Below are 26311 nucleotides of genomic sequence, written 5' to 3'. Positions count from 1 at the left end.
GAAGGAGTCGCAGGGGATGCAGAAGGGGAGTGGCGTACACATGGACAATGCCTTGGCGTTCGTTCCGTCCGGCGCGAACCTGCTGGAGGCGGTACGCGGCGATCTCACCGGCAACGGGATCGACGACCAGTTGCTGGTGATCGATCAACCGGCACCCGACGGCTTGGTGCCCGGCGAGCACGGTCCTAACCGGGTGTTGTTGCTGCTGCTGGGTGACGCCGCGGGCCGATGGCAGTTGGCCGCGCGCAACGACAAGCTGGTGCCGTGCTCCACCCGTGGGGGCATTGCCGGCGACCCCTTCGCGTACGTGACCATCGAGGATGGCGCGTTCAGTGTGATCACCAACGGCGGGAGCCGTGAGCGCTGGAGCAGCATCTACACGTTCCGCTACGTTCCGGCCGACGAGGCCTGTTGGGTGCATGGCGTGCAGCGCAGGGTGGTCGACACCGAGACCGAGGCCAGTCATACACGCGATTTCTCGGCGGCCGAACTTGGTCGGGTGCGGTTCGAGGATTTCGATCCGTCCGTTGTCGCCGACGTGAGCTTGCCCTGAGTGCCATGCCTGTGAGGAGGCGGGAGTACCCAACGATGATCGAGCAGGAGTTTCACCGTGTCGCAGGATAGAGAGTCGCAGTTGCTGCGGCAGGCCACGGAGGCCGGCATCACCTCGTCCCGGGAACTGGCCAACTTCATGGCGCAGGCCGGGCACGAGTCCCGTGGCCTGAGCCGGCTCAATGAAAGTTTCAACTTCACCCGGGGTATCTCGCAGATCCCGGTGGAAGCGGCGTGGCGCAATGGCAATGGCGCGCTTGAGGACGCCCGCCAGGACGCGTTGCGCGGCCGTCCGAAGAATCTGGCCGAGCTGATGTACGGCGGGCGCATGGGCAATGATGCGCCCGGCGACGCATTGAAGTATCACGGTCGCGGCTATCTGCCGCTGGTCGGCAAAGAGAATTACGAGCGTGCCGGCAAGGCGCTGGATCTGGATCTGGTGAATCAACCGGAACTGGCCGCGCAGCCTGAGCATGCGGGCCGTATTGCGGTGTGGCAGTGGCAAACGCGCGTGCCGGAGGCGGCGCGCGAGGATGTGCGCGAAGCGACGCGCGCGATCAATGGTGGCCTTAACGGCATCGAGGCCCGCCAGCAGCGATTCGATGCGTGGCAGCAGAAGCTGACGCCTGATGTGATGGCGCGGCTGGAGCGGGGCGAAGTAGGGGCGCCGGCGCAGCAGGCCACCCTGCGCGACATGTCGCAGCCGGGCGAGCCGGGACACGCCCTGTTCCAGGGGGCACGCCAGCACCTGCAGCAGATGGGGGCGCAGAGCGGACTGCGCAGTGAGCAGGAACTGGACAATGCCGCCGGCGCACTGGCGTTGAGCGCGCAGAAGGCCGGCCTGTCGCGTATCGATCATCTGCTGGCAGGCAACGACGGGCGCACGCTGTTTGCGGTGCAGGGCACGCTGGGAGATCCGGCGATGCTGCGTGCGTCCGTTGACCGGGAGCAGGCCGCCCAGCAGCCGCTGGCGCAGAGCAGCCAGCAGTTGGCTGCCAGTGTCGCCCAGCAGGACCCGGCGGCCGCGCTCGCCCGCGAGCAGGAGCAGCGTTCTCGATCCCTGTAACACCTGATGCCGGCGGGCAGGGGACCCGCCGGCGCTTTACGTACGACGCGTGGCGCCCTGTGGCGCCGACATGGAAACCCACTCGGAAGGACACCACATGCGAATCGTTCCCTCGAATGCCCGGCACGCCGCTGTCTGCTGCAATGCATCCGTGCGCCGCCTGCCGCCGCTCTGGCTTCTGTCACTTGGACTTGCCGTAGCGTCGGCACAGGCTCAGGAGGCCGCGGCACCCGTCGTGGAGACGCCCCCGGCTGCCGAGCCGACCGTTGACGTGCCTGCAGGGACGGCGTCTGTTGCAGCACCCATGCCGTCTGAAGCCGTTGTCGCGACGCCGGCTCCCGAAGTGCCGGCTGCCGACCCGACGCCTGTGCCGGTTGCACCCGCAGCGGCGGCGCCTGTCGCTGCACCGCCTGCCGTCGTCGAGCCAGCCGCCCCGGCGGTAGCTCCCGCGCCACCCGCCTTGGTCATCGCGCCGTTGCCGCCCGAGCAGGCGACCGAGCGTGCGCTTGGTGCCCGCTGCCCGGTGGATCTGGCTGGGCGGCTGGCGGCCCAGGGCGAGCTGCTGATCGGCGCCTGCCAGGGCACGATGCCGGCGCATCTGGCCGCGCTGCTGGTCGCGCTGCCCCAGCAGGACATCCACCTGCCGCGCAGCTGGCGCGAGCGTGAGGTGCAACAGAAGGTTTGGTTCAAGGCGGTGCCGGGCTACGGCCAGCGCCCGGACTTCATCGCGCGGATGGGCGACATCTGGGTGCGTTCGCTGGAAGGACGCGACGCCGACAGCACATTCTACCTGGTGTCGGCACCGTTCACCTGCAGCGACCAGGTCGCCAACCGTGATGAGAACGGCGCGGAGCCGGTACGTGTGCCAGCGGGTGACTGTCGCGAGGCTTATGTGGGCCAGCGTGTGTACCAGGTTCGCGGGGACGCCGCGCCGAGGGATGTGACCGCCGACGCCATGCCGGCCATGCCCCAGGTGACGGAGGCCGATCGTGCGCGGCAGCTGTCGCGCGAGGGCCGGATCAGCCTGGACCACAGCAAGTTGCAGTACGGCCCGGCCATGCGCTGGTTCGTGCAGTACCCGGAGACGGCGCAGAAGGTCGGTCCGCGTGCCTACAGTGACTGGAACCGCGAGCACCTGGCCTTCGTGGTCTGGACTGGGGATCGCTTCGAGCTGCGCGAGAAGGTCGCGCGGGCGCAGTGGCCCTGTGATCCGGTAGCACCGGGCGATCGCGCCTGTGGTGGCTTCCCGGATTCCGGGCCGGATCTGTTCGTGACCGCCGGTGCGTCCGCGCCGGTCGCGGCCTCCAGCCCCTGAGGCAGAGGGCCGAAGTGACGCGGGAGCCGGATTGACCGGCTCCCGCGCTGTTCATCAGGCCTGCATGCTGCGGGTCTGGTTCTGCTGTTGTTCCAGTTGTTGATCGCGGTCCTGTGCCAGGCGCTGTCCCGCAGCTTGCTGATCAATCCGCTGGCTGCTCTGCTCCAGCGGGGTGTTCATCGCCACGGCCGTGTCCACCGACACGCGCAGATGCGCCGGGTCGCCGCCCAGACCCTGCACCGCGAAGCTGCGCGAGGCATCGGCACTCATCACCACTTCGTCGATGCGCTTGCCGCCTGCAGCGTGCATCTCCGCCGCCAGGCTGCCGGCCAACTGCGTACTCATCACATCCGGCACGCGGCCGACACGAACGTCCTGCGCATGCACGCCACGGATCGCGTCGTTGAACAGCGGGTTGCCCAGGTGATTGACATCGTCCATGCGCAGCATGCTGGTGTGATGGCCGTTCTTCTCCGCCTCGCGACGGGCCGGCTCACCGGGTTGCAGCGGGCCACGGATGTGGTCGTACAGATCGACGGCACCGCCCGGGATGCCGCGTGCCGCGCGGGTGACGCCACGACGCAGTGATTCCACGTCGTCGCGGTACTCCTCGATCATCTTGGCGTTGTCTTTCGCCAGCTTCTGCGTTTCCGGGTGCTTCAGCACCGAGCCTTCGTCGAGAAAGTTGCCCAGCTTGTGTGCGCCGAACGAGCTGGTTGCCGCGATGATCGGGCGGTCCGGAATCAGATCACGCAGGGCATGATTGCTGAAGCCATTTGCCGCGAGCGTCTTGATCTCATCGGGCTTGGCGTAGATGCGGACCTGGCCGAAGTGCGGCGAGGCGGCGCTGACCGGATCGGAAGCCATGACGTGGTTGATCATGGTGTTGCCGCCTTCCGGAATGCGGTAGCTGAGGCTGACCGCGCCGTAGGCATTGAAGGTCTCGCCCTTGACGTTGAAGTGGTGCGAGGTGATCTGGGCCAGGGCGCCGCCGAGAGAGTGGCCGGTGACGGTAACTTCAGGTGCGCGGCCTCCGAATGCAGCTTCCTGCTTCGCGTAGTCCAGCGCGCTTTTGGTCAATGCGATGGCATCGGGGGCCTGCACGTTGGTGCGGGCGACGACCATGCCGCCGTCGGTCAGGATGGCATCACGAGCTATCTGCTCGGTGCCGCGATGAGCGACCACGATCTCGTTGGTGTCGGCTCGCTGATAAACAGTGCCTTGGTAACCATTGAGCCGGTTATTGACGTGATCGAGAATCTTGTAGTCATGCCCATTGATCGTGACGAGCTCTTCTTCCCCCGGACGCCTCCGGCCGACAGCGCGGTCCTTGTAGGCATCGTCGGAAAGCGCGGCATAATCCTGCGTGCTGATGGTCATTGGGTGACCTCGCTGGCGCTGAGACTCATCGTGAACAACTTGCCCTGCAGTTCAGCAACGTAGTCAGCCGGATCTGCCTTGCCGGTGGCTGGGTAGTTGGCAGCAAGCGGTGCCCGCGGATAGGCCGCGTCTGGATAGTAAAGCGTGTGGGTCTTGCCTTCGGTCAGCGGATCGGCTTTGACGAAGGTCAGGAAGCGGGTCTCTTCTTCTGCTCCCGTCGCTTTCAGCATCGCGCCGGCACCGGTGAACTCCCACTTGCAGACACCGCGACCGTAGTAGTCCTCGTCCAGCATGCGGTCGATGTATACAGTGCCGCGGTATTCGCCATCAGCGACCTTGCGCAGCTCCACTGGTTCCTGGCTGGTGATGCGTGCAGCCGTGCCTGTGGCCGGCTCGATGTGGCCGCACTGGTCTTCGTTGGTGACGTCGTACTGCGCGACACCTTCGACCACCGCGAAGTCGCCCGGGGCATCCTTCAGGCGCAACACCAGTTCATAGGCCTTGCGCGGGCTGGGGTTGAGCTTTGCGAGCCCGCGCCCACCCTGGGCGACATCGGCTTCAGCAGCGGCACGTTCCTGGTTCATGGCGGTCTCCGGGTGGCAGGCGGTCAACAGAAGCAGAGCAAGGCACGGAATCATCTTGTGGCGCAATGTCGGCCTCCTTGGTGGTAGAGGTAAATGTGACACTGGCAGTTCATGGCGCGAGCTTCTGCACAGTGGTGGTGGTTGAGAACAGCGCGTCGCGCAAATCTTCGCTGTACCCCGACGGATCTTCCTCGCCACTGGCGCCAAAGTTGGCGACGGTGGCGGCGAGTGGATAGATCAACTTTGGGTAGTAGAGCGTCAGAGGAGACTCGTTCTCCATGCGCTCCTTGTCGATGAACGTCAGGAATCGCGTATCCGCCTCGCCGGTCGTAGCGCGCAACATCGCACCGACTCCCGTCAGCGCCCAATGGCAGACACCACGCCCGTAGTAATCCTCGTCCTGCATGCGGTCGAGGTAGAACGTACCGCGGTACTCGTTCTCACCGACCTTGCGCAGCGTGACGAGCTCCTGGCTGGTAATACGGCTGGCGGTACCGGTCGCCCTCAGGACCCGGCCGCAGTCCTTGTGGTTGCTGACGTCGTACTGGGCAACGCCCTCGACCACCGCGAAGGGACCGGGGGCATCCTTCAGTGTCAGCACCAGCTCGTAGCCTTGCTGCGGTGATGGGTTGAGTTTGGCCAGGCCGCGCCCACCAGCGGCGACGTCGCGCTCGGCATCAGCATAGGGCGAGCATGCGGCCAGTGGGATAAGGGCGAGCAACGCCAGCAGCGGCTGCCTTTTCCTTTCAGGGAGCGCTACTCCCATGGCCTGATCCTGCATCGTGCGTCCATGTCCATATATCCTTCCTGGGTGACAGGTTTCTCAATTATGGAGCGTGTCAGGAACGCTGCGCCACCGTCGCGACGGCTTTTTGACGCGCCCGATGCGGTGTATTCCGGCGAATCGATTGCAGGACAGGGGATTCGGGCGTCGCGTTGGCCTTGCTGGCAGGGGCTGCTCGCGGTTGAATCTGCGACGTAAATCAATAATTCACGCATTCATCACATTATCAAAGGCGTTCTCTTGAACTGCATGATCCGCACCGAAACCACAGCCGACCACGCCGCCATCCATGCGCTCACCGAGGCCGCCTTCCGCGCAGCCCCGCACAGCAGCCACACCGAGCAGTTCATCGTCGACGCTTTGCGCGCCCGCGGGGAGTTGAGCATTTCGCTGGTCGCCGAAACTCAGGGCCAGGTGGTCGGCCACATTGCCCTGTCGTCGGTGACGGTCAGCGATGGCAGCACGGGCTGGTTTGGTCTGGGCCCGATCTCGGTAGTGCCCGCGTGGCAGGGGCAGGGCATCGGTGCGGCCCTGATGCACGCCGCACTTGAAGCACTGCGTCAGCAGGGTGCACATGGCTGTGTATTGCTGGGCGAGCCGGCCTATTACGGGCGCTTCGGCTTCCGTGCCGAGCCGGGCCTGGTGCTGCCGGGCGTGCCGGCGGAGTATTTCCAGGCGCTTTGCCTGCAGCCTCCGCTGGCTCAGGGCGAGGTGCAGTACTCACCGGCCTTCGAGGCGACAGCCTGAGCCACGGCGGGCGTGCGCCCGCTCAGGGCGCGCGCCAGACGGTTGGTTCGGGTTGCGGCTTGGGAATGCGGTAGCCGCCGATATGCTCGAGCAGTGCGTTGGTACGGCGCTGTTCGACCAGTACCTCACGCAGCAGGTTGCGCACGGCGAAGATGGCGAATGGCACCAGGATCCAGACCAGGCTGATGCCCAGCGCAAACAGGGTCAACAGGGCTTTTGCACCATCCATGTACGGCATTCCTTGATCGAAAGCAGCCACGCTAACACGCAGCTGCTGCCAACGGATGTCAGGCCTTATGCCGAAGGTGGATCAGCGGATACGGGCGGCCCTGCGAATCCAGCGGCGAACGACCGGTTTCGACAAAGCCCATGCGCAGGTAGAAGCCCACGGCCTGCCCGTTCTGTGCGTTGACGTCGGTGCTCAGCTGCGGGTGCAGGGCCAGTGCGTGCTGCAACAGCTGCCGACCGATACCGGTGCCGCGCACGTCCGGATCGATGAACAGTGCTTCCATGTGGGTGCCGTCGATCAGCATGAATCCCTGCGGCTGGTCCTGTGCATTGACGGCGACGGTCATCGGCGCCTGCGGCAGGAAAGCGGCCACTTCGGCATCGATGGCCTGGCGGTCTTCGGTACTGAGGAAGTCGTGGGTGGCGTCGACGGCGCGGCGCCAGAGATCGACAAGGGCGGCGCCGTCGTCGGCGCGAGAGGGACGGAGGGTGGTCATGTGTTCACCAAGGTGCTTGACAGGAGTACGCATTGTGAAGTTTTCCGGCCGTGCCTGCAGGTGCGGGTTCATCCGGCGTTGCGATGGCGGATGAAGGGACTGTAGGCAGTCGCTTCCGCGCGCAGCGCCACACCATCCTCGAAGTCCTCACTGTTGTTGAAGGGCACGGTCGGCCACTGCCGCCATCGCGACAGTCGCTCGCGGTAGGAAAGGGTGGCTGCAACCAATGCTTCGTCGTGGGCCTGCACGCGTTCCGCTGCAAGCCCTGAGCGCACGCCGTGCACCATATGCGGCTCCATCACCTCGAAGCCGACGTAGCGCAGGCTGTACATCAACGGCCACAGCAACAGCCGGGTATCGCCTTCGCGGCCATCGACCGCGCACGCCCGCGCCGAAGAGCCGGTGGTGACGCTCAGCAACGCACGCTTGCCCTGCATCACGCCGCGCTCGTGGCGTTGCCGGCTGTTGTACATCGGCCCGTAGACCAGCACGCGGTCCAGCCAGCCCTTGAGGATGGCCGGCGCCGCAAACCACCACAGTGGGAACTGCAGGATCACCAGGTCCGCGGCCTGCAGCAGCTGCAGGTGATGCCGCACATCGGCGGGCAACTGGTCGTGTTCGGCGCTGTAGCGCTGTTCGCGCTGGGCATCGAAGCGCTCGGGCTGCAGGCGCCGTGGATGGTGCCAGGCCGCTTCCAGCGGATCGAAGCCTTCTGCATACAGGTCGACCATGTCCACCTGCAGATGGTCGTGCCGCAGCTGCTCGGCCGCCTGCACGGCCAGGTGGGCATTGAAGGAACGGGGTTCGGGATGGGCCAGCAGGATCAGGGCGCGCATGAGGGAGGGGCGTATTGGGATGTGCGACCATCCTCGCGATGCCGGCATGCCCCGGCAATTACGCACTTTGAGGTAACCATGGCCTATCCCGGTGATGTCTATGCCGCCGACTGCTCGGCGCGCGATGCGCTGGCACTGATCTCCGGCAAGTGGGTGATGCTGCTGCTGCCGGCATTGGCCGAGGGTCCGCAACGCAATGGTGCGCTGCTGCGGAAGATCGAAGGCATCTCGCAGAAGGTGCTGACCCAGACCCTGCGGCAGCTGGAGCGCAACGGCCTGATCGAGCGCTGCGATCTGGGCGGCAAGCCACTGCACGTGGAGTACCGGTTGACCGAGGTTGCGCGCAGTCTGGTAGACACCCTGACCGCGTTGGACCGTTGGGCCGAGCACAATTTCCCGGCCCTGGACGCTGCCCGCGAGCGCTTCGACGCGCGCTAGCGGCGCCTGCACGGCTGCGGGCGTACAATGCGGCCCCGGCGGCCATCCTGGCCCTGCAGACACGCGAGAACCGCCATGACCGACGCCCTGGGTGTGCCGGTGCACGACACCGACGAACACTGGATGCGCCACGCGCTGGCGCTGGCTGAGCGCGCACAACGCGAGTTCGACGAGATCCCGGTGGGTGCAGTGCTGGTCGGTGCCGACGGCCAACTGCTGGGCGAGGGCTGGAACCTCAACATCGCCTCGCATGACCCCAGCGCACACGCCGAGATCGTGGCCATGCGGGCGGGCGGAAAACTGCTGGCGAACCATCGCCTGCTTGGCAGCACGCTGTATGTGACCCTGGAGCCGTGTGCGATGTGCGCAATGGCGATCGTGCACGCGCGCGTTGCACGGTTGGTCTACGGTGCCAGCGACCCCAAGACCGGTGCCTGCGGCAGCGTGTTCGACCTCATTGGCGATGCCCGCCACAACCACCGGGTGGAGATCCACGGTGGGGTACTGGCCAAGGAAGCCAGCATGCGCCTGACCAACTACTTCCGCGCCAAGCGTGGCAAGCCGCCGCTGTTGCTGGAAGACCACGCCAGCGAGGGCTGAGGGGCGAACGGGTATGATGGGCGCCTCTTTCCATCACCGGTAGGCCGCGCGCCTGCCCAGCAACGAGGCGACACATGGCGGACAACGGCGCGGCCAACGAACGACTGATCTGGATCGACCTGGAAATGACCGGGTTGGATACCGACAACGATTCGATCATCGAGATCGCCACCGTAGTCACTGACGCCCAGCTCAACGTGCTGGCCGAAGGTCCGGAATTCGCCATCCACCATCCGCTGGAAACGCTGGAAGCGATGGACGAGTGGAACCGCAACCAGCACCGCCGTTCGGGCCTGTGGCAGCGCGTGGTGGACAGCACGGTGACCCTTGCCCAGGCTGAGGCGCAGACGGTGAATTTCCTGGCGCAGTGGATCCCGGCCGGCCTGTCTCCGATGTGCGGCAACTCCATCTGCCAGGACCGCCGCTTCCTGCACCGCCAGATGCCGCGCCTGGAGAAGTACTTCCACTACCGCAACCTGGACGTGTCCACGGTGAAGGAGCTGGCCAAGCGCTGGGCGCCGACCGTGGCCGCTGGCGTCGGCAAGAACAGCAACCACACCGCGCTGAGCGATGTGCACGATTCGATTGCCGAGCTGCGTCACTATCGCCAGTTCATGGGCGCGCTGTCGGGGTTGCCCACGGCCTGAACAACGACGCCGGGCATGGCCCGGCGCTACCGGGTGACACGCGAACTGGTAGTGCCGGCCGCTGGCCGGCAAGGCGCCGGGGGCGGTTCCCTTTCCAGCGGAAAGGGCCCTGATCCCCGCGACGAACCGTTCAACTATCCGGCGCTAAGATCAGCGCCATGAACGAGCCCATCCTGCTTCCCCGCGACATTGCCCACGACGCCCGCGACTGGTCTGACCTGCAGCGGGCGGTGACCCTGCTGGAAGCGCCGACCCTGACCGCGCGCATGGCCAACCTGGTCGGCACGCCGCTGGAGTTCGCGGTGAAGGCACTGCCCAACTCGGTCTCCAACCGCATCCATGGCGCCGTGCAGGCGGCGCTGACCAAGTCGGCGCAGGCGGCGCTGTGGAGCATGGACAACACCCCCGGCAAGGGGGCGTCCACCCGCTGGCACAAGCTGGCCGCAGCGACCTCCGGTGCGGTGGGCGGCGCCTTTGGCTTTGCCGCGCTGTTCATCGAGCTGCCGGTGTCGACCACCATCATGATGCGCGCGGTGGCCGACGTGGCCCGCAGCGAGGGGTTCGACCTGTCCGAGTTCAGCACACGCCAGGCCTGCCTGGAGGTGTTCGCGCTGGGTGGCAACTCGCCGCGCGATGACGCCAGCGAGACCGGTTACTACCTGGCCCGTGGCTTCACCACCGATGTGATGCGCCACCTGTCGGCCGAGTTGGCCGGGCGCGTGGTGACCGGCCGCGACCTCACCCTGGGCGTGGCGCCGAAGGAAGCCGGCAAGCTGCTGGCGAAGATGGTGGAGAAGGTGGCCGCGCGCTTCGGCGTGGTGGTCACCGAGAAATTCGCCGCACAGGCGGTGCCGATCGTGGGTGCCGCTGCCGGTGCGACGCTCAATACGATGTTCACCGATTACTACCAGGACATGGCGCGCGGCCACTTCATCGTGCGCCGGTTGGAGCGCAAGTACGGCGAAGACGTGGTGCGCACCTGCTATGACCGCGTGGCGCATGGCACGATCAGGATAGAACCCCGCCTGGAGTAGATCCGCGCCATGCATGGATGAGCCTTCATGCCAGGCCATCCTTGCCTGCCGGGCACAACTGTTTTGCCACAACACGCCTGTTGCCCTTCGCAGGCGGTCCCCATTCTTGCTGGCACTCCCCCCGCAAGAGATGTCCGCCATGTTGTTCACCTCCCACCGCCTGGGCGCCTTGACCCTGCCCAACCGAATCGTCATGCCGCCGATGACCCGCTCGCGCGCTGCCGACGGCAACGTTGCCACTGCGGAAATGGCCGCCTACTACGCGCAGCGGGCCAGCGCGGGCCTGATCGTCAGCGAAGGTACCCAGATCAGCCCGCAGGGCCAGGGCTATGCCTGGACCCCGGGCATCCACAGTGGCGAGCAGGTGCAGGGCTGGCGCCAGGTGACCGACGCCGTGCACGCTGCCGGCGGTCGCATCTACGCCCAGTTGTGGCACGTGGGTCGGGTCTCGCACGTGGCCCTGCAGCCCGGTGGTGCCGCGCCGGTGTCGTCGTCGGCGCTGCTGGCCGAGGGCGTGAAGGTGTTTGTCGACCCCACCGGCGCCGGCCCGGAAGCGGGCGTGGGCGAGATGATCCAGCATTCGATGCCGCGCGCGCTGGCCGAGGCCGAGATTCCAGGCATCATCGCCGACTACGCGCAGGCCACCCGCAATGCGCTGGCCGCCGGCTTCGATGGTGTCGAGCTTCACGGTGCAAATGGCTATCTGATCAACCAGTTCATCGACTCGCAGGCCAACCGGCGCAGCGACGGCTATGGCGGCTCGCTGCAGAACCGGCTGCGTTTCCTGCGCGAGGTCGTGCAGGCGGTGACTGCAGAAGCCGGTGGTGAGCGCGTTGGCGTGCGCCTGGCGCCGCTGACTACCCTGCAGGGCGCGGTGGACGATACGCCGCAGGCCACCTACCTGGCGGCGGCACACCTGCTGGGCGAGCTGGGCGTGGGCTACCTGCACATCGCCGAGGCCGACTGGGATGACGCACCGCTGATGCCAGTGGCGTTCAAGCAGGCGCTGCGCATGGTCTACCCGGGCACCCTGATCTACGCCGGCAAGTACACCGCCGAGCGCGCCGAGCAGGCACTGGCTGAAGGTTGGGCCGACCTGATCGGCTTCGGTCGCCCGTTCATCGCCAACCCGGACCTGCCCGAGCGCCTGCGTCTGGGGGCGGAGCTGAACCCGCCGGATCGCGCGACGTTCTTTGGCGGTGGTGCGGTCGGGTTCACCGATTACGCGACGCTGGAAGAAAGCGTCGCCGCCTGATCCCGGAGGCTGCCGGCCAGCGTCCGGCACTACCGATGTATGGAGATGGGGTGGGTGCCGGCCAGCGGCCGGCACTACCAGGGTGCGCGGGGCAGGGTAGTGCCGGCCGCTGGCCGGCATTTCTGTTTGGGATCAGGGCTTGTCGCGTACCAGCGCGTCGGCCTCGACCACGCCGCCATCCTTGCCATGCAGGTACAGGTGCATGTCCTGCTGCGGATACGGGATGTTGATGCCGGCCTTGTCGAAGCCCAGCTTGAGCTGTTCCAGCAGCGTGACCTTGGTACCGAACCAGTCGGCCGACTTCACGTAGCAGCGGATGCCAAGATTGATCGCGTGGGCGCCCAGTTCGTACACCACTACGTCCGGTGCCGGCGTCTGCAACACGCGCGGGTCGGCCTTCATCAGCGCCAGCGCGGTGTCGCGCGCCAGCTGGATGTTGTCTTCATAGCCGATGCCCACCACCAGTTCGACGCGGCGGGTCGGCTCGGCGGTCAGGTTGATGATCGGCGCAGCGGTGATCAGCGTGTTCGGAATGGTGGTGTGCTGATTGTCGGCACCGGTGATGACGGTCTGGAAGATGCGCACTTCGCGCACCGTGCCGGTCTGTCCGGCCACCGTCACTACATCACCGACGCGGAACGGGCGCAGCGTCACCAGCATCACGCCCGAGGCGATGTTGGACAGCGAATCCTTCAGTGCCAGGCCAACCGCAAGCCCGGCGGTGCCGAGCACAGCCAGCAGCGGGGTGATCTGCACGCCCAACGTGCCGATCGCCAGTACCACCACGATCACCAGCGACGCGGCGTACACCACGTTGCGCAGGAAGTTGCCCAGCATCGGGTCCACGCCCATGCGCGCGGTGGCGCGTGGCATCGCATTGGACAGGCGTCGTGCCACCCACATGCCGACCAGCAGCACCACGATCGCGGCCAGCAATGGCACGCCGTAGGTCTCCAGCAGGCGTTCCCAATCGAGGGAGTGGAACCAGGGTGTTGCGGCGGGGGCGGGTGGGGCAGTAGCAATCATGCGGGCTCCTTGTCGAACGGGCGCGGCGCTCAAGAACGCCAAAAAACTGAAAACCCCGCAGAGGCGGGGTTGCATGCGGGCAGATTATCGGCATCGCAGGATGAACGTGATGTCAGCCGCCTTCGATCAACGCGCCCGTACCCTTGAGCAGCGAGCGGAGTCCTTGTACCAGGTGCGGTTCTACCGTACTGAGCCAGAGGCGGCCGTGCACCAGTTCGTCCAACGTGCAGCCGGGAGTACCTTGCAGTATCGCCGCCAGTGTCTTGCCGGGCGCGACGGACACACCCAACTGCGCTGGATTCAGCAGGCTAAGCGGGAAGATGTTGCGGGCCTTGTGCAGGCGCACCTCTGGCGGGGCGTCATACCAGATCTGGTTGCGGTCTTCTTCGTCCTGCGGCTGTGTGCCATCGCAGTAGCTCATGATGTAGGCCTGCGGGCTCCGCTCGAAGGGCGGGTGGGTGAGGTAGCCAAAGTCCCAGTCATACAGAGCGATCAGCCCCACCAAGAGCTCCCGGAAGGACTGCGGTTCCAGAGGAAAGCGAGCGTCCTTGGAGAACAGAACGAATTCCGTTCCAAGCTCACGACTGGAGAGGAAATCGACGGATGCCGTCAGATCGTAGGCGGGCGCGTCACTTCCTTTGGGTACAGCGACAACACTGAGGAGGGTCAGCTCCTTGAAGCTACTGGCCAGAAGTCTTCGATGTGCTGCATTGCCCAGCTTCGCCAACTTGCTGCTGTGGCCCTTTCCATCAGACGCAAAGTAGGTGGCCTCTACTCCACGCTTTTCGAGCATGGATATAGCCAACTCGTGAAACTTCTGGAAATCCTGCGCTCCTGCCAGTGGGCCGGAGTAGTTGAACAGTCCAAGTGCGAACGGGATGGTCATGGGGCGAACCTTGCCGGCAAGTGATTCCAGTCCTCCCAGTGTGCGTCGGCCATTTCAGGGCGCCTACTGGAATAGTTGCAAATGACATATCGGTCCAGTTGGTCCCCAAAAGCAGAAACCCCGCCGAGGCGGGGTTTCTTTATTCAGCCTTACAGCCGGATCAGCCGTTGGCCTTCAGCTTGGCCAGGCGCAGCCAGGTATCGACCACGGTGTCCGGGTTCAGCGACACCGACTCGATGCCTTCCTGCATCAGCCATTCGGCCAGATCCGGATGATCGGACGGGCCCTGGCCGCAGATGCCGACGTACTTGCCCTTGGCACGTGCCGACTTGATCGCCATCGACAGCAGCTTCTTCACTGCCGGGTTACGTTCGTCGAACAGGTGCGCGACGATCGACGAATCGCGGTCCAGGCCCAGGCTGAGCTGGGTCAGGTCGTTGGAGCCGATCGAGAAGCCGTCGAAGATCTCCAGGAACTCATCGGCGAGCAGTGCGTTGGACGGCACTTCGCACATCATGATGATCTTCAGGCCGTTCTCGCCCTGCTTCAGGCCGTTCTGTTCCAGCACCTCGATGACCTTGCGGCCTTCTTCCAGGGTGCGCACGAACGGAATCATGACCCACAGGTTGTCCAGGCCCATTTCGTTGCGCACGCGCAGCACGGCCTTGCACTCCAGCGCGAAGGCGGCCGAGAAGCTCGGATCGACGTAACGGCTGGCGCCGCGGAAGCCGATCATCGGGTTCTCTTCGTGCGGCTCGTAGTTGCTGCCGCCGATCAGGTTGGCGTACTCGTTGGACTTGAAGTCCGACAGGCGCACGATCACGGCGTTCGGTGCGACCGAGGCGGTGAGGGTGGCGATGCCTTCGGCCAGGCGATCCACGTAGAAGCTGACCGGATCACCGTAACCGGCGATCTTCTCGTCGATCTTCTTCTTCGTCGCCGCATCCTGGCGGTCGTATTCCAGCAGCGCGTTCGGGTGGATGCCGATGTGGCTGGCGATGATCATTTCCAGGCGGGCCAGGCCGATGCCGGCGTTCGGCAGCTGGCCGAAGTCGAAGGCACGTTCCGGGTTGGCCACGTTCATCATGATCTTCAGCGGTGCCGGCGGCATGTTGCCCAGATCGGTGGTGGTGCGCTCGAAGCCGAGCTTGCCTTCGTAGATGAAGCCGGTATCGCCTTCAGCGCAGCTGACGGTGACCAGCTGGCCATCTTCGATCACCTTGGTGGCATTGCCCGAACCGACCACGGCCGGCACGCCCAGCTCGCGCGCGATGATCGCGGCGTGGCAGGTACGGCCACCACGGTTGGTGACGATGGCCGAGGCGCGCTTCATCACCGGCTCCCAATCGGGATCGGTCATGTCGGCGATCAGCACGTCGCCCGGCTGCACGCGGTTCATGTCTTCCAGCGTCTTGACCACGCGGGCCACGCCCGAGCCGATCTTGGCGCCGACGGCACGACCTTCGGCCAGCACATTGCCGCCCTTTTCGGTCAGCGCGAAGCGCTCGATCTGGGTGGCATGGCTGCGCGACTTCACCGTTTCCGGGCGCGCCTGCACGATGAACAGCTTGCCGCTGACACCGTCCTTGGCCCACTCGATGTCCATCGGGCGGCCGTAGTGCTTTTCGATGACCAGCGCCTGCTTGGACAGTTCCTGCACGTCCTCGTCGCTGATCGAGAAGGTGTTGCGCAGTTCGACCGGGGTGTCCTCGATCCTGACGCGCTCACCCGGAACATCCGAATACACCATGCGGATGGCCTTGCTGCCGAGCGAGCGGCGCAGGATCGCCGGCTTGCCGGCCTGCAGGGTGGGCTTGTAGACGTAGTACTCGTCCGGGTTGACCGCGCCCTGCACGACCATTTCGCCCAGGCCGAAGGACGAGGTGACGAACACCACATCGCGGAAGCCGGACTCGGTGTCCAGGGTGAACAGCACGCCGGAGGAACCGACGCCCGAACGCACCATCAGCTGCACGCCGGCGGACAGGAACACGTCCTCATGCTTGAAACCGTGGTGCACGCGATAGGCGATGGCACGGTCGTTGTACAGCGAGGCGAACACTTCCTTGACCTTGTGCACGACGTCGTCGGCACCGGTGACGTTGAGGAAGGTTTCCTGCTGGCCGGCGAAGGAGGCATCCGGCAGATCCTCGGCGGTGGCCGACGAACGCACGGCCACGGCCACGTCGCCGCCGCCGTTGTCGGCGCTCAGCTGGGCGTAGGCAGTGCGGATGTCCTGGTCCAGCTGCGGCTGCAGCGGGGCATCGATCACCCAGGTGCGGATTTCCTTGCCCGCTGCGGTCAGCGCGTTGACGTCCTCGACGTCCAGCGTGGCCAGCTTGTCGAAGATGCGCTTGGACAGATCGTTGTGCGCGATGAAGTCCTTGAAGGCTTCAGCGGTGGTGGCATAACCGCCCGGCACCGAAACGCCCAGACCGGCCAGGTTGCCGATCATCTCGCCCAGCGACGAATTCTTGCCGCCTACGCGGGCCAGATCGGCCAGACGCAGTTCGTGCAACCACAGGATGTTCTCGTTCAAGCGCGATGCTCCGTTTGGCCATCGCCCGAGGCGGGCTGGAATGGCCGCGTCCGTAGGAAGAAGCCGATATGATGCCGGGCAGAGTACCGTCGGCACAAGCTTGTGCTGGCGGCCTTTTTAGGCTTCGTAGGGGGTAAAAGCGCGCATGTCGACCATCCGTCCGGTGTTCTACGTTTCCGATGGAACCGGTATCACCGCTGAAACCATTGGGCATAGCCTGCTCACCCAGTTCTCCGGGTTCAGCTTCATTACCGATCGCATGTCGTTTGTCGACGACCCCGAAAAAGCGCGTGAAGCCTGCGCCCGGATCCAGGCGGCAGGGGAGCGGTACCAGGTCCGGCCGATCGTGGTGAACTCCTGCGTGGACCAGAGCCTGAGCCTGATCCTGGCCGACAGCGGGGCGCTGATGCTGGATGTGTTCGCACCGTTCATCGAGCCGCTGGAGCGTGAACTGGCCAGCCCGCGCCTGGCCCGGGTCGGCCAGGCCCACGGCATGGTCGATTTCGACACCTACCACCGCCGCATCAACGCGATGAACTTCGCCCTGACCCATGACGACGGCATCGCGGTGAACTACGACGATGCCGACGTAATCCTGGTGGCGGTGTCACGCGCCGGCAAGACGCCCACCTGCATCTACCTGGCCCTGCATTACGGGGTGCGCGCGGCCAATTACCCGCTGACCGACGAAGACCTGGAAAGCGACCGCCTGCCGCCGCGCCTGCGCAACTACCGGCGCAAGCTGTTCGGCCTGACCATCGACCCGGACCGGCTGCAGCAGATCCGCCAGGAGCGCCGCCCGAACTCGCGCTACGCAAACCTGGACACCTGCAAGCGCGAGGTGGCTGCGGCCGAGATGATGTTCCAGATGGAGCGGATCCCGACCCTGAGCACCACCCATACCTCGATCGAGGAGATTTCCAGCAAGGTGCTGGCCACGCTGGGGCTGCAGCGCGAGCTGTATTGATCCTCATCTGGTAGAGCCGGCCGCTGGCCGGCTGGTCGATGAACCCTCGGCCGTGATGCGGGGCTGCCGGCCAGCGGCCGGCACTACCCAGGGGTTGGCTTGCACGTGCGCGCCCCCACGTTGAAGCACCAACGTGTAGGATCGACCCATGGCCCGAGCCTTGCCCCGCACCGAACGCATTCCCCGCCTGAGCCGGCTGAGCTGGCTCATGGGCCTGTACGCGGAAAACTACCGCCATCTGGTGCGCCTGTTCGAACCGGCCGGACTGGTGGCGGGCAGCTACATTTCCTCAATCGGCGACGGCCTGGATGTCCGCCTGGACGTGATCGAGTGCCACCGCTACACGGTGGAACTGCGCCTGACCTACGACCTGGCCGACCCGGTCACCGGTGAGCCGGATCCGTCGGCCTATGTGCGTCTGTACCGTGACGCGCGCCAGGCCGAGACCACCCATTGCTACGTAGGCCGCCGCTGGCAGGACACGATGGGCCTGTATCCGCCGCCGGCGGAGCTGATCAGCCACCGCATGCGGATGAACACCTTCCTCGGCAAGTGGCTGGAATACCTGGCCGAGCGCGGCCACGGCGTGGCCACCCTGCGCCGCGATCCCGACGGCGCCAGTGCGCCTGCCGAGCGTCGCCTGTCGCTGGTGCGCTGATCGGCCATAATCCACGGCTGACCTGCCGCTGGATGCTGCCCCATGCCGTACACCCCGATCGTCGCCACCCTGGGCTATGTGCTGTCGCCTGATCGTCGCCAGGTGCTGATGATCCACCGCAATACCCGTCCCGGTGACCACCACCTGGGCAAGTACAACGGCCTGGGCGGCAAGATCGAAGCGGACGAGGATGTGGCGGCCAGCATGCGCCGCGAGATCGCCGAGGAAGCCGGCATCGACTGCACCGGCATGCGCCTGCGCGGCACCATCAGCTGGCCGGGCTTCGGCAAGCACGGCGAGGATTGGCTGGGTTTCGTGTTCGTCATCGATGGATTCGAGGGCACCCCGCACGGCGGCAACCACGAAGGCACGCTGGAGTGGGTGGACCTGGACAAGCTGGACACCCTGCCGATGTGGGAGGGCGACCGCAACTTCCTGCCGCTGGTGTTCGACGCCGACCCGCGCCCGTTCCACGGCGTGATGCCGTACAAGGATGGGCGCATGGTGAGCTGGTCCTTCAGCCGCCTGTGAGCCGGGAAATCGGGTAGCTGCCAACCTTTGGTCGGCACGCTCTTCTGGCAAATTAATATCCGGGCAATATTGACGGTGGAGAATTACCCGGGCAATATTCGCGCATCGCCTCTGATGCCGTTGCCATGCCTGCGTCCCGACTTCCTCCCTTCAGTTGTTTCGACGGCCATCGCCTGGTCGCTTCCGGTACGCCGGAAGTGGCCGCGCTGGCGTTGAAGCAGCTGCGTGTCGACAACGCTGCCGGTCCGCTGCTGGTGTTCGACAACGCCACCGGCCGCACCCGTGATTTCGATACGCGTGGCAGCGACGCAGAACTGCTTTCGCGGGTGGCTGCCGCGTTCCCATCGGCCGTGCAAGCGGACGCCGGAATCGCTCCTGAAGACGCGCCTGTTGCCCCGCGAGGCCGTGGCCGCCCCAAGCTGGGTGTGGTCGCCCGAGAAGTGACCTTGCTGCCGCGCCATTGGGCGTGGCTGGCCGAGCAGCCTGGCGGTGCCTCGGTGGTGCTGCGCAGGCTGGTGGAAGCGGCCAGCCGTGCCGGTGCTGACAAGGACCGCCAGCGTCGTGACAGCGAGCGTGCCTATCACTTCCTGCAGACCATCGCCGGTGACCTGCCGGGTTTCGAGGAGGCGATCCGTGTCCTGTTCGCGCATGACCGCGCGGGCCTGGAAGCGGCGTTGCGGAGTTGGCCCGCGGATGTGTGCGCCCACGCTCTGCGCCTGGCCTTCGACGATCCTGCGGACCACGCCGACGGCTGAGCCATCGCGCCGTTGCTGAGCGACGGCCCCACCTGACCGCGGGCCCAGGCCCGCTTCCCCTGTGCGTGCTTTGCTGGCGGAAACGCCGGGCAGGGCGGCGCCTTGCCCAGAGAACCCCATGAGCACCCCTGTACATCCGATACCTCCGGCAGCACCCCCGCTGTGGCGCACCTATCTGACCCTGCTGCTGCCGATGCTGCTGACCAATGCGCTGCAGCTGGCCGCAGGCACGCTGGACAACATCTACCTCGGCCATCTGCTTGGCACACAGGCAGTGGCCGCAGCGGCTGCGTTCTTCCCGGTCTTCTTCCTGCTGTTGGCCCTGGTAATGGGCCTGGCGACCGGTGCGATGGTGCTGATCGGCCAGGCCTGGGGCGCGGGCCGCCCCCAGCAGGCACGCGCCGTGGCTGGCAGCGCGGTGGCGCTGATCCTGCTGCTGTCGGTGCTGGTGATGGCTGTGGGCGGCGGCTTCGCGCCACAACTGCTGGTGGCGTTGGGCACGCCGGCAGCGGTCCTCAGTGAGTCCATTGTCTATGCACGCGTGCTGCTGCTGACGGCACCGGTGTTCTTCCTGCTGTGGCTGGCCACTGCGGTGAGCCGCGCGGTGGGCGATGCGAAGACACCGCTGCATGCGCTGCTGCTGGCAACGGTGGTCGGCCTGCTGTGCACGCCGCTGCTGATCCTCGGCTGGGCCGGCCTGCCGCAGCTGGGTTCGGCCAGTGCGGCAGTCTCGGCGGCGTTTGCCTCGCTGCTGGCCCTGGCCTGGCTTATGTGGCGGTGGCAGAGGATGGGGCACCCGTTGGCGCCGGGACGTGAGCTGCTGCGTGCCATCCGTTTCGATGGCGTGCTCATCCGCGCGATGCTGCGCATCGGCGTACCGTCATCGCTGCAGATGCTCAGCCTGGCCATTGCCGAAATCGTGTTGCTGGGCTGGATCAACCGCTACGGCTACACGGCCACGGCCGCCTACGGTGCGGTCAACCAGTTGATGAGCTGGGTGCAACTGCCTGCGATGTCGCTGGGGATCACCGCCACCATCCTCGCGGCGCATGCGATGGGCGCGGGGCGTACGGCACGGCTGCCCGCCATCGCTCGCACCGGTGTGCTGCTTGGGCTGGCGATGCTGAGCGTGGTGGTGCTGCTGGTGATGGCGCTGGCGCCCTGGCTGACCGGGCTGATCCTGGCGGCCGCAGAGGTGCGCGAATTGGCCGCATCGCAGCTGCGCACGGTGGTATGGGGCGTGCTGGCGATGGGAGGCAGCGCGGTGCTGGTCGGAGTGATGCGAGGCAGTGGCACGGTGATGTTGCCAGCGTTGTTGGGCATGGCAGCGGTACTGCTGCTGGAGCTGCCGTTGGCGATGTGGTTGCAGGCGCGGCATGGGCTGGCCGGCCTGTGGTGGGCGTGGCCACTGGGGCTGCTGGCGATGCTGGTGATGCAGGTGTTCTGCTTCGCGCATTGGCGGCGACGGGTGCAGGCTGGGTAGTGCCGGCCGCTGGCCGGCAACGCGGAACGGTCCGGGCAGCCGGCCAGTGGCCGGCTCCACCACGCGGTCGGAACACAGTCGTTGCGGCGGCTGCGGTGGGCCGACCACTGGTGATGCAGGTGTTCTGTTTCGCTCGCTGGCGGCGGGTGCAGGCTGGGTAGTGCCGGCCGCTGGCCGGCAATCCGGAATGCCGCGGCAGCCGGCCAGCGGCCGGCTCTACCACGCGGTCGGATCACAGTCGTTGCGGCGGCTGCGGTGGGTTGGCCACTGGTGATGCAGGTGTTCTGTGTTGCTCGCTGGCGGCGGGTGCAGGCCGGCTCTACCACTTCAGCGCCGCTGTGCCAGCAGCAGATGGAAGTGCTTTTCGCGGATCTGGCCGTCATTGCCGGCTGCGGATTCCCGGTGGCTGCGCCAGGCCGAGACGCGGAAGCCCGACACACGCAGCGCCAGCTCCACCGCGTCCAGCTCATGCAGTTGGAAGTCGGCAGCAAATGGCAGGCTGCGCATGAAGCTGGCGTCGCCAAAGGCCAGGCACAGGCGGCCGCCCCGGCGCAGCACCCGCGCCAGCTCGTCCAGCACCGGCGCCAGGTTCGGCCAGAAGTACAGGGTGTTGACCGCCAGCGCGGCATCCATCGCGGCATCGGCGACCGGCAGCGCATGAGCGTCGCCGTGTCGCATCGCGGCACGCTCGGCCAACCCGGCGCTGGCCAGGCGCTGGTTGCCGGCCTCGACCATGGCGGTGGACAGCTCAATACCCAGATAGTGGCTGTCGGTGGCCTGCAGCATCAGCGGCGCGAAGGCCGCATTGCCGGGGCCGATCTCCAGGACCCGTTCGCCAGTACCGACGGCCAGCAGCCCGATCGCGGCCAGGTTGAGTGCGCCGTTGCTGCGGTTCATCGAGTCAGCCACCGCCAGCGCGGCCTCGCCATGGGGCTGCCGCAGCTGTGCGGCCAGAGTGGGAGCATCCAGCATCATCATCGTCCGTTGCAGAGTTTCGGACGTGGCGGCGGCGGGTCCGCCGGTGACCATAGCGCCGACCTTGTGGCTTGGGAAGTAGGGAAACCCCGCTTCGGGGTGATGAGGAAATGTCCAGCGTCGCAGTCGGTGAGATCTGGTTGTCCACAGGGGGTGTGGATTACGCGTGGGCAACTTTGTGGATAAGCCGCGACAGGCGCCACCCCCCTAGGCTGTCAAGATGGGTGGCGAAAAATTCACCGCCGGTGAGGACAGGTGAGGGAGCGGTGAAGGCTGGGGCCTGCCAGCGCTGTCGCCAGTGGCGGCGCTCGCGGTAACCTGTGGGCCTTGATGCTCCGTGAGACCCCATGAAACGTCACTTCTCGATGCTGCGCGAATTCCAGCTGGCCGACTGGTTCACCCTGGCCAATGCTTTCTGCGGCACCGGTGCGGTCTTTGCCGCAATGCGCTTCCTGCAGGACGGCGAGCGCGGCTACCTGCTGTTCGGCATGGCGTTGATCCCGCTGGCTTTCATTTTCGACGCCCTCGATGGGCGCATCGCGCGCTGGCGCAAGTCCAGCTCCACCCTGGGCCGCGAGCTGGACTCGCTGTCCGACGTGATCTCCTTCGGTGTGGCCCCGGCGGCGCTGGCCTACGCCTGCGGCATGCAGGGCGGCTGGGACTGGCTGGTGCTGAGCTATTTCGTCTGCTGCGGCGTCAGCCGCCTGGCGCGCTACAACGTCACCGCAGAGGCGCTGGCCGGCGACGAGGGCAAGGTCGCGTATTTCGAGGGCACCCCGATCCCGACCAGCCTGGTGCTGGTGATCGTGCTGGCGATCGCCGCCGGTACCGATGCCATCGGCCAGAACATCTGGTTCGGCCAGTGGCAGATCGGCCCGTGGCAGCTGCACCCGATGGTGCTGTTGTTCGCCCTGTCCGGGTCGCTGATGATCAGCAAGACCCTGCGTATTCCCAAGCCATGAGCCAGCCCTGCGGAGGCCTGCGATGACCAGCTCGGCCCACGACGCCGGCAGCAGCGATTTCGAGACCCTGGCCCGGCAGTACTTCGGCGCCTGGGGCGATGCCCTGCGCCACGCCAGCACGCCCGGTGCGCCGGCAGGTGACGATCCCGGCAGCTGGCAGCGGTTGTTCGACTGGTGGGGCCAGCTGTTGCCCGAGCAGGGGCAGGGCGCGCCGGAAGATGCCGTGCGCCGCTTCCGCGAACAGGCGGGCAGCTGGTACGGCACCATGCAGGAAGTGGCCGCGCGTTTCGCCGGCCGCGACGCCAGCAGTGCCGACGTGGCACAAGCCTGGCGCGAGGCGGTGCAGGGGCAGGGCGACGGCATGCTGCAGTGGATGCTGCAGGGCGCCCGTGGCAGCACCCACGCTGGCGCCGCTGTACCGGAGTTTGCCGCCTGGCTGCAGCAGTTCCAGCTGCAGGCCGGTCCGTGGCTGCAGAGCCCGGCGTTCGGGCCCGGCCGCGAGCACCAGGCGCGCTGGCAGGCGCTGCTGCGGGCGCAGGAGGAATACCAGCAGCATTCACGCGCCTACGTCGATCAGATCAAGCAGGCACTGGACGAGGCCTTCGCGCTGTTCGAGCAGCGTCTGGCCGAGCACGAGCAGCCCGGCAGCCAGCTGACCAGCGCCCGCGCGATGTTCGACCTGTGGATCGAAGTGGCCGAGGAGGCCTACGCCAAGGTCGCCATGTCCGAGCCGTTCCAGCAGGTATACGCCGCGCTGGGCAACGCGCAGATGCGGCTGCGCGCCGGCCTGCAGCGCGAGGTGGAACAGATGAGTGAACGGATCGGCCTGCCGACCCGCAGTGAGATGGACGCCGCGCACCGCCGCATCGCCGAGCTGGAGCGCAGCCTGCGCCGCCTGCAGGCACAGGTGGTGGCCATGGCCGGTACGGGCGAGGTCGATCCGGTGGCACAGCCGGCGCCGGCGAAGGTGAAGCCGGTCGCGCGCAAGGCCGCGAAGAAGGCCGCGCCGGCAAAGAAGGCGGCTGCGAAAAAGGCGCCTGCGAAAAGGGCTGCACCAAAGGCAGCGCCCCGTACTTCCACGCGGACGCGTGACCGATGAAAGGACCGCTGGGCTTCAACGCCGATGACCTGATGCAGGAAACCCTGGCCATGCAGCGCAAGCTGATGGAAGGGCTGAAGCTGCTGCCGCAGGTGGAAGACGTGGACTATGGCGTCACCGCCCGCGAGGAAGTCTGGCGCGACGGCAAGGTGGTGCTGTACCGCTTCGTCGGCGAACAGGCACCGACCCGGCGCACGCCGTTGCTGATCGTCTACGCGCTGGTCAACCGGCCGTACATGGTCGACCTGCAGGCCGATCGCTCACTGGTGCAGAAGCTGCTGGCGCTGGGGCAGGACGTCTACGTGCTGGACTGGGGTTACCCGGATCGCTCGGAGCGCTTCCAGACCCTGGAGGACTATCTGCTGCGCTACATCGATGGCGCGGTCGATGCGCTGCGCGCGCGCATTGGTGGACCGGTCGACCTGCTCGGCATCTGCCAGGGCGGCGTGTTCGCGCTGTGCTACGCCGCGCTGCGCCGGCAGAAGCTGGGCAAGCTGATCACCATGGTCACCCCGGTCGATTTCCACACCGCCGACAACATGCTCTCGCACTGGGCGCGGCAGGTGGATGTGGACCTGTTGGTTGACACGCTGGGCAACATCCCGGCCGACCTGATGAATGCCAGTTACCTGATGCTCAAGCCGTTCCGCCTGAACGTGCAGAAGTACGTCGGCCTGCTCGACATCCTCGATGACAAGGCTGCGCTGGAGGATTTCCTGCGGATGGAGAAGTGGATCTTCGATTCACCGGACCTGGCCGGCGAGGCGTTCCGCGACTTCATCAAGCAGTTCTACCAGGGCAACGGGCTGATGAACGGCACGGTGCGGATCGGCGAAGAGGCGGTGGATCTGTCGAAGGTGACCCTGCCGGTACTGAACATCTACGCCGAGCAGGACCATCTGGTGCCGCCGGATGCCTCGCGCGCGATGCGTGGACGCCTGGGCACCGAGGATTACACTGAGTCCAGTTTCCGTGGCGGCCATATCGGCATCTACGTGTCCGGTCGCGCGCAGCGCGAAGTGCCGGCCACGATCGATGGCTGGCTGAAAGCGCGCGACGCGTAAAGCCGGTTTCTTTTTTTTGTAGAGTCGAGCCATGCTCGACTGCATGGAGGGTGATGATGTCGCAAAGGATTTCGATGCTGCTTGCCACGCTGCTGCTGGCAGCACCTGTTGCCCACGCCGCACCCAGTACGGATGCACGCCGGGAGATCGCCCAGCTGATCTCCAGCCTGGACGGCTCCCAGTGCCGGTTCCAGCGCAATGGCAGCTGGTACGACGGCAGCGATGCGCGCGCGCACCTGCAGCGCAAGTACGACTACCTGCTGAAGAAGGGCATGGTGGACAGCGCCGAGCAGTTCATCGAGCGCGCCGCCAGCCAGAGCAGCATGAGCGGCAAGCCCTATCGCATCCAGTGCCCGGGGCAGCCTGAACAGACTGCAGCCGCCTGGTTCGGCGCACGCCTGCAGGCCCTGCGCCACCGCGCTCCGTAGACATAGGGGCGGTGTAGAGTCGAGCCTTGCTCGACTGCTTTTTCCCGTAGCCCAGGAGAACCGCCATGAACACCACGCCGCGCACGCTGTCGCGTTCATTGAACGACCGCATGATTGCCGGCGTGATGGGCGGCATCGCCCACCGCTTCGGCTGGAACCCCACGCTGGTGCGGATCGTGTTCGTGCTGGTCTCGATCGGCTCGGCAGCCTTCCCCGGCATCCTGGTCTACCTGATCCTGTGGCTGCTGATTCCCAACGAGGCCGATTGAAGACTCCCGTGACGCCCTGGCCGATCTGGCTGCGCGCGCTGCAGGTGCTGGGCGCGGTGTGGACGTCCCCCAATTCCCTGCTCGGCGTGATCGGTGGACTGGCCGGCATGCTCGGCGGCGCGACGCTGCGTTGGAGCGGCCGTGACAGCGCGTTGGTGTTCGATCGCTGGCCGTGGGGACCAGGCGGGGCGATCACCCTGGGCAACGTGATCCTGCATACCGGCCATGACCTGGGCATTTCCTGCCGCACCTATGCGCACCAGGCGGGGTGGGGCGTGGAGCCGCTGATCCGGCTGGATGACCACGAACGCGCGCACGTCTACCAGTACATGGTGCTGGGGCCGCTGTACCTGCCGGTGTACCTGCTGTGTGGCGGGGTGAGTGCGCGCAACCCGTTCGAGCGCGCGGCCGATCATTTCGCCCGGTTCGGGCGTGGCTGGTGGCCGTAGGTTCCAGCCAACGGCGCAGCCCCTCGTGGCTTGGTCGCGGAATACGTTTCATGTGATTGGGCCGGGCGGGGTGGGTTCGCGGGACACGCCGTAAACCCGTCCCTGGGGGCTCGATGGCGCCTTGCTCGTGTGCGCTGTCCTGCGCACACGGCAAGACCGGGGTTGGGCGTCCTGCCCAACCCGCCCGAGGCATGCCTCGGGCCCATGGCGCCAACGGTCCCGCGAACCCACCCCACCCGGCCTCTGACAGTTTCCGA

General features: G+C 66.3%; 30 protein-coding genes. 20 read left to right on the top strand and 10 right to left on the bottom strand.

Features of this window, described 5'->3' with window-relative positions; translation table 11 throughout:
• The first annotated feature begins 16 nt into the window (after positions 1-16).
• The 3 genes from ACZK3W_RS13855 (at position 17) to ACZK3W_RS13845 (ending at position 2933) form a co-directional block, all read left to right on the top strand.
• On the top strand, positions 17-553 hold the full coding sequence (locus ACZK3W_RS13855) for a hypothetical protein (protein WP_032129521.1): 537 nt from the start codon (positions 17-19) through the stop codon (positions 551-553).
• 57 nt (positions 554-610) lie between these two features.
• Complete coding sequence (locus ACZK3W_RS13850; RefSeq protein WP_154352841.1) at positions 611-1618, top strand: XVIPCD domain-containing protein; 1008 nt, start codon at positions 611-613, stop codon at positions 1616-1618.
• Between the two features lie 97 nt (positions 1619-1715).
• A complete protein-coding gene (locus ACZK3W_RS13845; RefSeq protein WP_197615120.1) occupies positions 1716-2933 on the top strand; it encodes a hypothetical protein in 1218 nt (405 codons plus the stop codon).
• A 54-nt stretch (positions 2934-2987) separates the two neighbouring features.
• Here the strand turns inward: ACZK3W_RS13845 and ACZK3W_RS13840 are convergent, their stop codons facing one another.
• The 3 genes from ACZK3W_RS13840 to ACZK3W_RS13830 are packed head-to-tail and all read right to left on the bottom strand — an operon-like array spanning position 2988 to position 5678.
• The gene (locus ACZK3W_RS13840; protein ID WP_197615121.1) at positions 2988-4313 is read right to left on the bottom strand and encodes an XVIPCD domain-containing protein; all 1326 of its coding nucleotides are present in this window, start codon (positions 4311-4313) and stop codon (positions 2988-2990) included.
• Positions 4310-4963, bottom strand: a complete 654-nt coding sequence (locus tag ACZK3W_RS13835) for a hypothetical protein (protein WP_197615122.1) — start codon at positions 4961-4963, stop codon at positions 4310-4312. Before ACZK3W_RS13835 ends, ACZK3W_RS13840 begins: the two co-directional genes overlap by 4 nt.
• Before the next feature lie 43 nt (positions 4964-5006).
• Positions 5007-5678 carry a hypothetical protein gene (locus ACZK3W_RS13830; RefSeq protein ID WP_478450033.1) on the bottom strand — a complete coding sequence of 224 codons (672 nt, stop codon included), beginning with the start codon at positions 5676-5678 and terminating at the stop codon, positions 5007-5009.
• Between the two features lie 243 nt (positions 5679-5921).
• Here ACZK3W_RS13830 and ACZK3W_RS13825 point away from each other — a divergent pair, with 243 nt between their 5' ends.
• On the top strand, positions 5922-6428 hold the full coding sequence (locus tag ACZK3W_RS13825; protein WP_478450032.1) for a GNAT family N-acetyltransferase: 507 nt from the start codon (positions 5922-5924) through the stop codon (positions 6426-6428).
• 22 nt (positions 6429-6450) lie between these two features.
• Here the strand turns inward: ACZK3W_RS13825 and ACZK3W_RS13820 are convergent, their stop codons facing one another.
• The 3 genes from ACZK3W_RS13820 to ACZK3W_RS13810 form a co-directional block, all read right to left on the bottom strand.
• Positions 6451-6657: a hypothetical protein gene (locus ACZK3W_RS13820; RefSeq protein WP_046986281.1), complete on the bottom strand. Its 207-nt coding sequence runs from the start codon at positions 6655-6657 to the stop codon at positions 6451-6453.
• A gap of 58 nt (positions 6658-6715) precedes the next feature.
• Positions 6716-7153, bottom strand: coding sequence for an acetyltransferase (locus ACZK3W_RS13815; RefSeq protein ID WP_478450030.1), 438 nt, complete (start codon positions 7151-7153; stop codon positions 6716-6718).
• Positions 7154-7221: 68 nt separating this feature from the next.
• Positions 7222-7989: an NAD(P)H-dependent oxidoreductase gene (locus ACZK3W_RS13810; RefSeq protein WP_478450028.1), complete on the bottom strand. Its 768-nt coding sequence runs from the start codon at positions 7987-7989 to the stop codon at positions 7222-7224.
• Positions 7990-8067: 78 nt separating this feature from the next.
• On the opposite strand from ACZK3W_RS13810, the gene ACZK3W_RS13805 reads away from it, so the two are divergent.
• The 5 genes from ACZK3W_RS13805 (at position 8068) to ACZK3W_RS13785 (ending at position 11963) form a co-directional block, all read left to right on the top strand.
• Positions 8068-8427 (top strand): winged helix-turn-helix transcriptional regulator, encoded by a 360-nt coding sequence (locus ACZK3W_RS13805; RefSeq protein ID WP_197615125.1) that lies wholly within the window; start codon positions 8068-8070, stop codon positions 8425-8427.
• 75 nt (positions 8428-8502) lie between these two features.
• Positions 8503-9027 (top strand): tRNA adenosine(34) deaminase TadA, encoded by a 525-nt coding sequence (gene tadA, locus ACZK3W_RS13800; protein ID WP_032129512.1) that lies wholly within the window; start codon positions 8503-8505, stop codon positions 9025-9027.
• A gap of 74 nt (positions 9028-9101) precedes the next feature.
• The gene (gene orn / locus ACZK3W_RS13795; protein ID WP_012511426.1) at positions 9102-9674 is read left to right on the top strand and encodes an oligoribonuclease; all 573 of its coding nucleotides are present in this window, start codon (positions 9102-9104) and stop codon (positions 9672-9674) included.
• A gap of 158 nt (positions 9675-9832) precedes the next feature.
• Positions 9833-10708 (top strand): EcsC family protein, encoded by an 876-nt coding sequence (locus ACZK3W_RS13790; RefSeq protein ID WP_197615126.1) that lies wholly within the window; start codon positions 9833-9835, stop codon positions 10706-10708.
• A 139-nt stretch (positions 10709-10847) separates the two neighbouring features.
• On the top strand, positions 10848-11963 hold the full coding sequence (locus ACZK3W_RS13785; RefSeq protein WP_197615127.1) for an alkene reductase: 1116 nt from the start codon (positions 10848-10850) through the stop codon (positions 11961-11963).
• Between the two features lie 132 nt (positions 11964-12095).
• Here the strand turns inward: ACZK3W_RS13785 and ACZK3W_RS13780 are convergent, their stop codons facing one another.
• From ACZK3W_RS13780 to ppsA, 3 genes are all read right to left on the bottom strand, one after another.
• Positions 12096-12989: a mechanosensitive ion channel family protein gene (locus ACZK3W_RS13780; RefSeq protein WP_049462143.1), complete on the bottom strand. Its 894-nt coding sequence runs from the start codon at positions 12987-12989 to the stop codon at positions 12096-12098.
• Between the two features lie 112 nt (positions 12990-13101).
• Complete coding sequence (locus ACZK3W_RS13775) at positions 13102-13875, bottom strand: hypothetical protein (RefSeq protein ID WP_197617382.1); 774 nt, start codon at positions 13873-13875, stop codon at positions 13102-13104.
• A gap of 160 nt (positions 13876-14035) precedes the next feature.
• Positions 14036-16414: a phosphoenolpyruvate synthase gene (gene ppsA, locus ACZK3W_RS13770; RefSeq protein ID WP_154263887.1), complete on the bottom strand. Its 2379-nt coding sequence runs from the start codon at positions 16412-16414 to the stop codon at positions 14036-14038.
• A 145-nt stretch (positions 16415-16559) separates the two neighbouring features.
• On the opposite strand from ppsA, the gene ppsR reads away from it, so the two are divergent.
• From ppsR to ACZK3W_RS13745, 5 genes are all read left to right on the top strand, one after another.
• Positions 16560-17381 (top strand): posphoenolpyruvate synthetase regulatory kinase/phosphorylase PpsR, encoded by an 822-nt coding sequence (gene ppsR, locus ACZK3W_RS13765; protein WP_134950667.1) that lies wholly within the window; start codon positions 16560-16562, stop codon positions 17379-17381.
• Between the two features lie 148 nt (positions 17382-17529).
• Positions 17530-18039, top strand: a complete 510-nt coding sequence (locus ACZK3W_RS13760; RefSeq protein WP_032130357.1) for a DUF1249 domain-containing protein — start codon at positions 17530-17532, stop codon at positions 18037-18039.
• Between the two features lie 42 nt (positions 18040-18081).
• Positions 18082-18570, top strand: coding sequence for an NUDIX hydrolase (locus tag ACZK3W_RS13755; protein ID WP_049462146.1), 489 nt, complete (start codon positions 18082-18084; stop codon positions 18568-18570).
• Between the two features lie 125 nt (positions 18571-18695).
• Positions 18696-19325, top strand: a complete 630-nt coding sequence (locus ACZK3W_RS13750; protein ID WP_197617386.1) for a DUF2239 family protein — start codon at positions 18696-18698, stop codon at positions 19323-19325.
• Positions 19326-19443: 118 nt separating this feature from the next.
• Positions 19444-20808, top strand: a complete 1365-nt coding sequence (locus ACZK3W_RS13745) for an MATE family efflux transporter (protein WP_197617388.1) — start codon at positions 19444-19446, stop codon at positions 20806-20808.
• Positions 20809-21135: 327 nt separating this feature from the next.
• Here the strand turns inward: ACZK3W_RS13745 and ACZK3W_RS13740 are convergent, their stop codons facing one another.
• Positions 21136-21786, bottom strand: coding sequence for a class I SAM-dependent methyltransferase (locus tag ACZK3W_RS13740; protein ID WP_049398211.1), 651 nt, complete (start codon positions 21784-21786; stop codon positions 21136-21138).
• A gap of 344 nt (positions 21787-22130) precedes the next feature.
• Here ACZK3W_RS13740 and ACZK3W_RS13735 point away from each other — a divergent pair, with 344 nt between their 5' ends.
• The 6 genes from ACZK3W_RS13735 to ACZK3W_RS13710 all read left to right on the top strand — a co-directional run bounded on the left by ACZK3W_RS13735 (position 22131) and on the right by ACZK3W_RS13710 (position 26054).
• Positions 22131-22745: a CDP-alcohol phosphatidyltransferase family protein gene (locus ACZK3W_RS13735; RefSeq protein ID WP_032130352.1), complete on the top strand. Its 615-nt coding sequence runs from the start codon at positions 22131-22133 to the stop codon at positions 22743-22745.
• Positions 22746-22767: 22 nt separating this feature from the next.
• On the top strand, positions 22768-23844 hold the full coding sequence (gene phaE, locus ACZK3W_RS13730) for a class III poly(R)-hydroxyalkanoic acid synthase subunit PhaE (RefSeq protein ID WP_049398210.1): 1077 nt from the start codon (positions 22768-22770) through the stop codon (positions 23842-23844).
• The gene (phaC, locus tag ACZK3W_RS13725) at positions 23841-24908 is read left to right on the top strand and encodes a class III poly(R)-hydroxyalkanoic acid synthase subunit PhaC (RefSeq protein WP_197617430.1); all 1068 of its coding nucleotides are present in this window, start codon (positions 23841-23843) and stop codon (positions 24906-24908) included. The genes phaE and phaC overlap by 4 nt, the downstream gene beginning before the upstream one ends.
• A 56-nt stretch (positions 24909-24964) precedes the next feature.
• Complete coding sequence (locus ACZK3W_RS13720) at positions 24965-25336, top strand: DUF5329 family protein (RefSeq protein WP_197617432.1); 372 nt, start codon at positions 24965-24967, stop codon at positions 25334-25336.
• Between the two features lie 65 nt (positions 25337-25401).
• Positions 25402-25605, top strand: a complete 204-nt coding sequence (locus ACZK3W_RS13715; RefSeq protein ID WP_006374017.1) for a PspC domain-containing protein — start codon at positions 25402-25404, stop codon at positions 25603-25605.
• Positions 25602-26054 carry a hypothetical protein gene (locus tag ACZK3W_RS13710; RefSeq protein WP_107432473.1) on the top strand — a complete coding sequence of 151 codons (453 nt, stop codon included), beginning with the start codon at positions 25602-25604 and terminating at the stop codon, positions 26052-26054. Before ACZK3W_RS13715 ends, ACZK3W_RS13710 begins: the two co-directional genes overlap by 4 nt.
• Positions 26055-26311: the final 257 nt, after the last annotated feature.

It is taken from the genome of Stenotrophomonas sp. 80084_Sma (assembly GCF_056481995.1).
This window is presented reverse-complemented; position numbering and strand designations above follow the sequence as displayed.

Bases quoted from the DNA above. Each gene is read 5' to 3' on its own strand.
- ACZK3W_RS13790 (WP_197615126.1), top strand. From the start codon at position 9,833: ATGAACGAGCCCATCCTGCTTCCCCGCGACATTGCCCACGACGCCCGC.
- ACZK3W_RS13815 (WP_478450030.1), bottom strand. From the start codon at position 7,153: ATGACCACCCTCCGTCCCTCTCGCGCCGACGACGGCGCCGCCCTTGTC.
- ACZK3W_RS13780 (WP_049462143.1), bottom strand. From the start codon at position 12,989: ATGATTGCTACTGCCCCACCCGCCCCCGCCGCAACACCCTGGTTCCAC.
- ppsR (WP_134950667.1), top strand. From the start codon at position 16,560: ATGTCGACCATCCGTCCGGTGTTCTACGTTTCCGATGGAACCGGTATC.
- phaE (WP_049398210.1), top strand. From the start codon at position 22,768: ATGACCAGCTCGGCCCACGACGCCGGCAGCAGCGATTTCGAGACCCTG.
- ACZK3W_RS13740 (WP_049398211.1), bottom strand. From the start codon at position 21,786: ATGATGATGCTGGATGCTCCCACTCTGGCCGCACAGCTGCGGCAGCCC.
- ACZK3W_RS13745 (WP_197617388.1), top strand. From the start codon at position 19,444: ATGAGCACCCCTGTACATCCGATACCTCCGGCAGCACCCCCGCTGTGG.
- ACZK3W_RS13750 (WP_197617386.1), top strand. From the start codon at position 18,696: ATGCCTGCGTCCCGACTTCCTCCCTTCAGTTGTTTCGACGGCCATCGC.
- ACZK3W_RS13845 (WP_197615120.1), top strand. From the start codon at position 1,716: ATGCGAATCGTTCCCTCGAATGCCCGGCACGCCGCTGTCTGCTGCAAT.
- ACZK3W_RS13715 (WP_006374017.1), top strand. From the start codon at position 25,402: ATGAACACCACGCCGCGCACGCTGTCGCGTTCATTGAACGACCGCATG.
- ACZK3W_RS13805 (WP_197615125.1), top strand. From the start codon at position 8,068: ATGGCCTATCCCGGTGATGTCTATGCCGCCGACTGCTCGGCGCGCGAT.
- ACZK3W_RS13720 (WP_197617432.1), top strand. From the start codon at position 24,965: ATGTCGCAAAGGATTTCGATGCTGCTTGCCACGCTGCTGCTGGCAGCA.
- phaC (WP_197617430.1), top strand. From the start codon at position 23,841: ATGAAAGGACCGCTGGGCTTCAACGCCGATGACCTGATGCAGGAAACC.
- ACZK3W_RS13755 (WP_049462146.1), top strand. From the start codon at position 18,082: ATGCCGTACACCCCGATCGTCGCCACCCTGGGCTATGTGCTGTCGCCT.
- ACZK3W_RS13760 (WP_032130357.1), top strand. From the start codon at position 17,530: ATGGCCCGAGCCTTGCCCCGCACCGAACGCATTCCCCGCCTGAGCCGG.
- ACZK3W_RS13775 (WP_197617382.1), bottom strand. From the start codon at position 13,875: ATGACCATCCCGTTCGCACTTGGACTGTTCAACTACTCCGGCCCACTG.
- ACZK3W_RS13785 (WP_197615127.1), top strand. From the start codon at position 10,848: ATGTTGTTCACCTCCCACCGCCTGGGCGCCTTGACCCTGCCCAACCGA.
- tadA (WP_032129512.1), top strand. From the start codon at position 8,503: ATGACCGACGCCCTGGGTGTGCCGGTGCACGACACCGACGAACACTGG.
- ACZK3W_RS13840 (WP_197615121.1), bottom strand. From the start codon at position 4,313: ATGACCATCAGCACGCAGGATTATGCCGCGCTTTCCGACGATGCCTAC.
- ACZK3W_RS13810 (WP_478450028.1), bottom strand. From the start codon at position 7,989: ATGCGCGCCCTGATCCTGCTGGCCCATCCCGAACCCCGTTCCTTCAAT.
- ACZK3W_RS13830 (WP_478450033.1), bottom strand. From the start codon at position 5,678: ATGCAGGATCAGGCCATGGGAGTAGCGCTCCCTGAAAGGAAAAGGCAG.
- ACZK3W_RS13855 (WP_032129521.1), top strand. From the start codon at position 17: ATGCAGAAGGGGAGTGGCGTACACATGGACAATGCCTTGGCGTTCGTT.
- ACZK3W_RS13735 (WP_032130352.1), top strand. From the start codon at position 22,131: ATGAAACGTCACTTCTCGATGCTGCGCGAATTCCAGCTGGCCGACTGG.
- orn (WP_012511426.1), top strand. From the start codon at position 9,102: ATGGCGGACAACGGCGCGGCCAACGAACGACTGATCTGGATCGACCTG.
- ACZK3W_RS13820 (WP_046986281.1), bottom strand. From the start codon at position 6,657: ATGGATGGTGCAAAAGCCCTGTTGACCCTGTTTGCGCTGGGCATCAGC.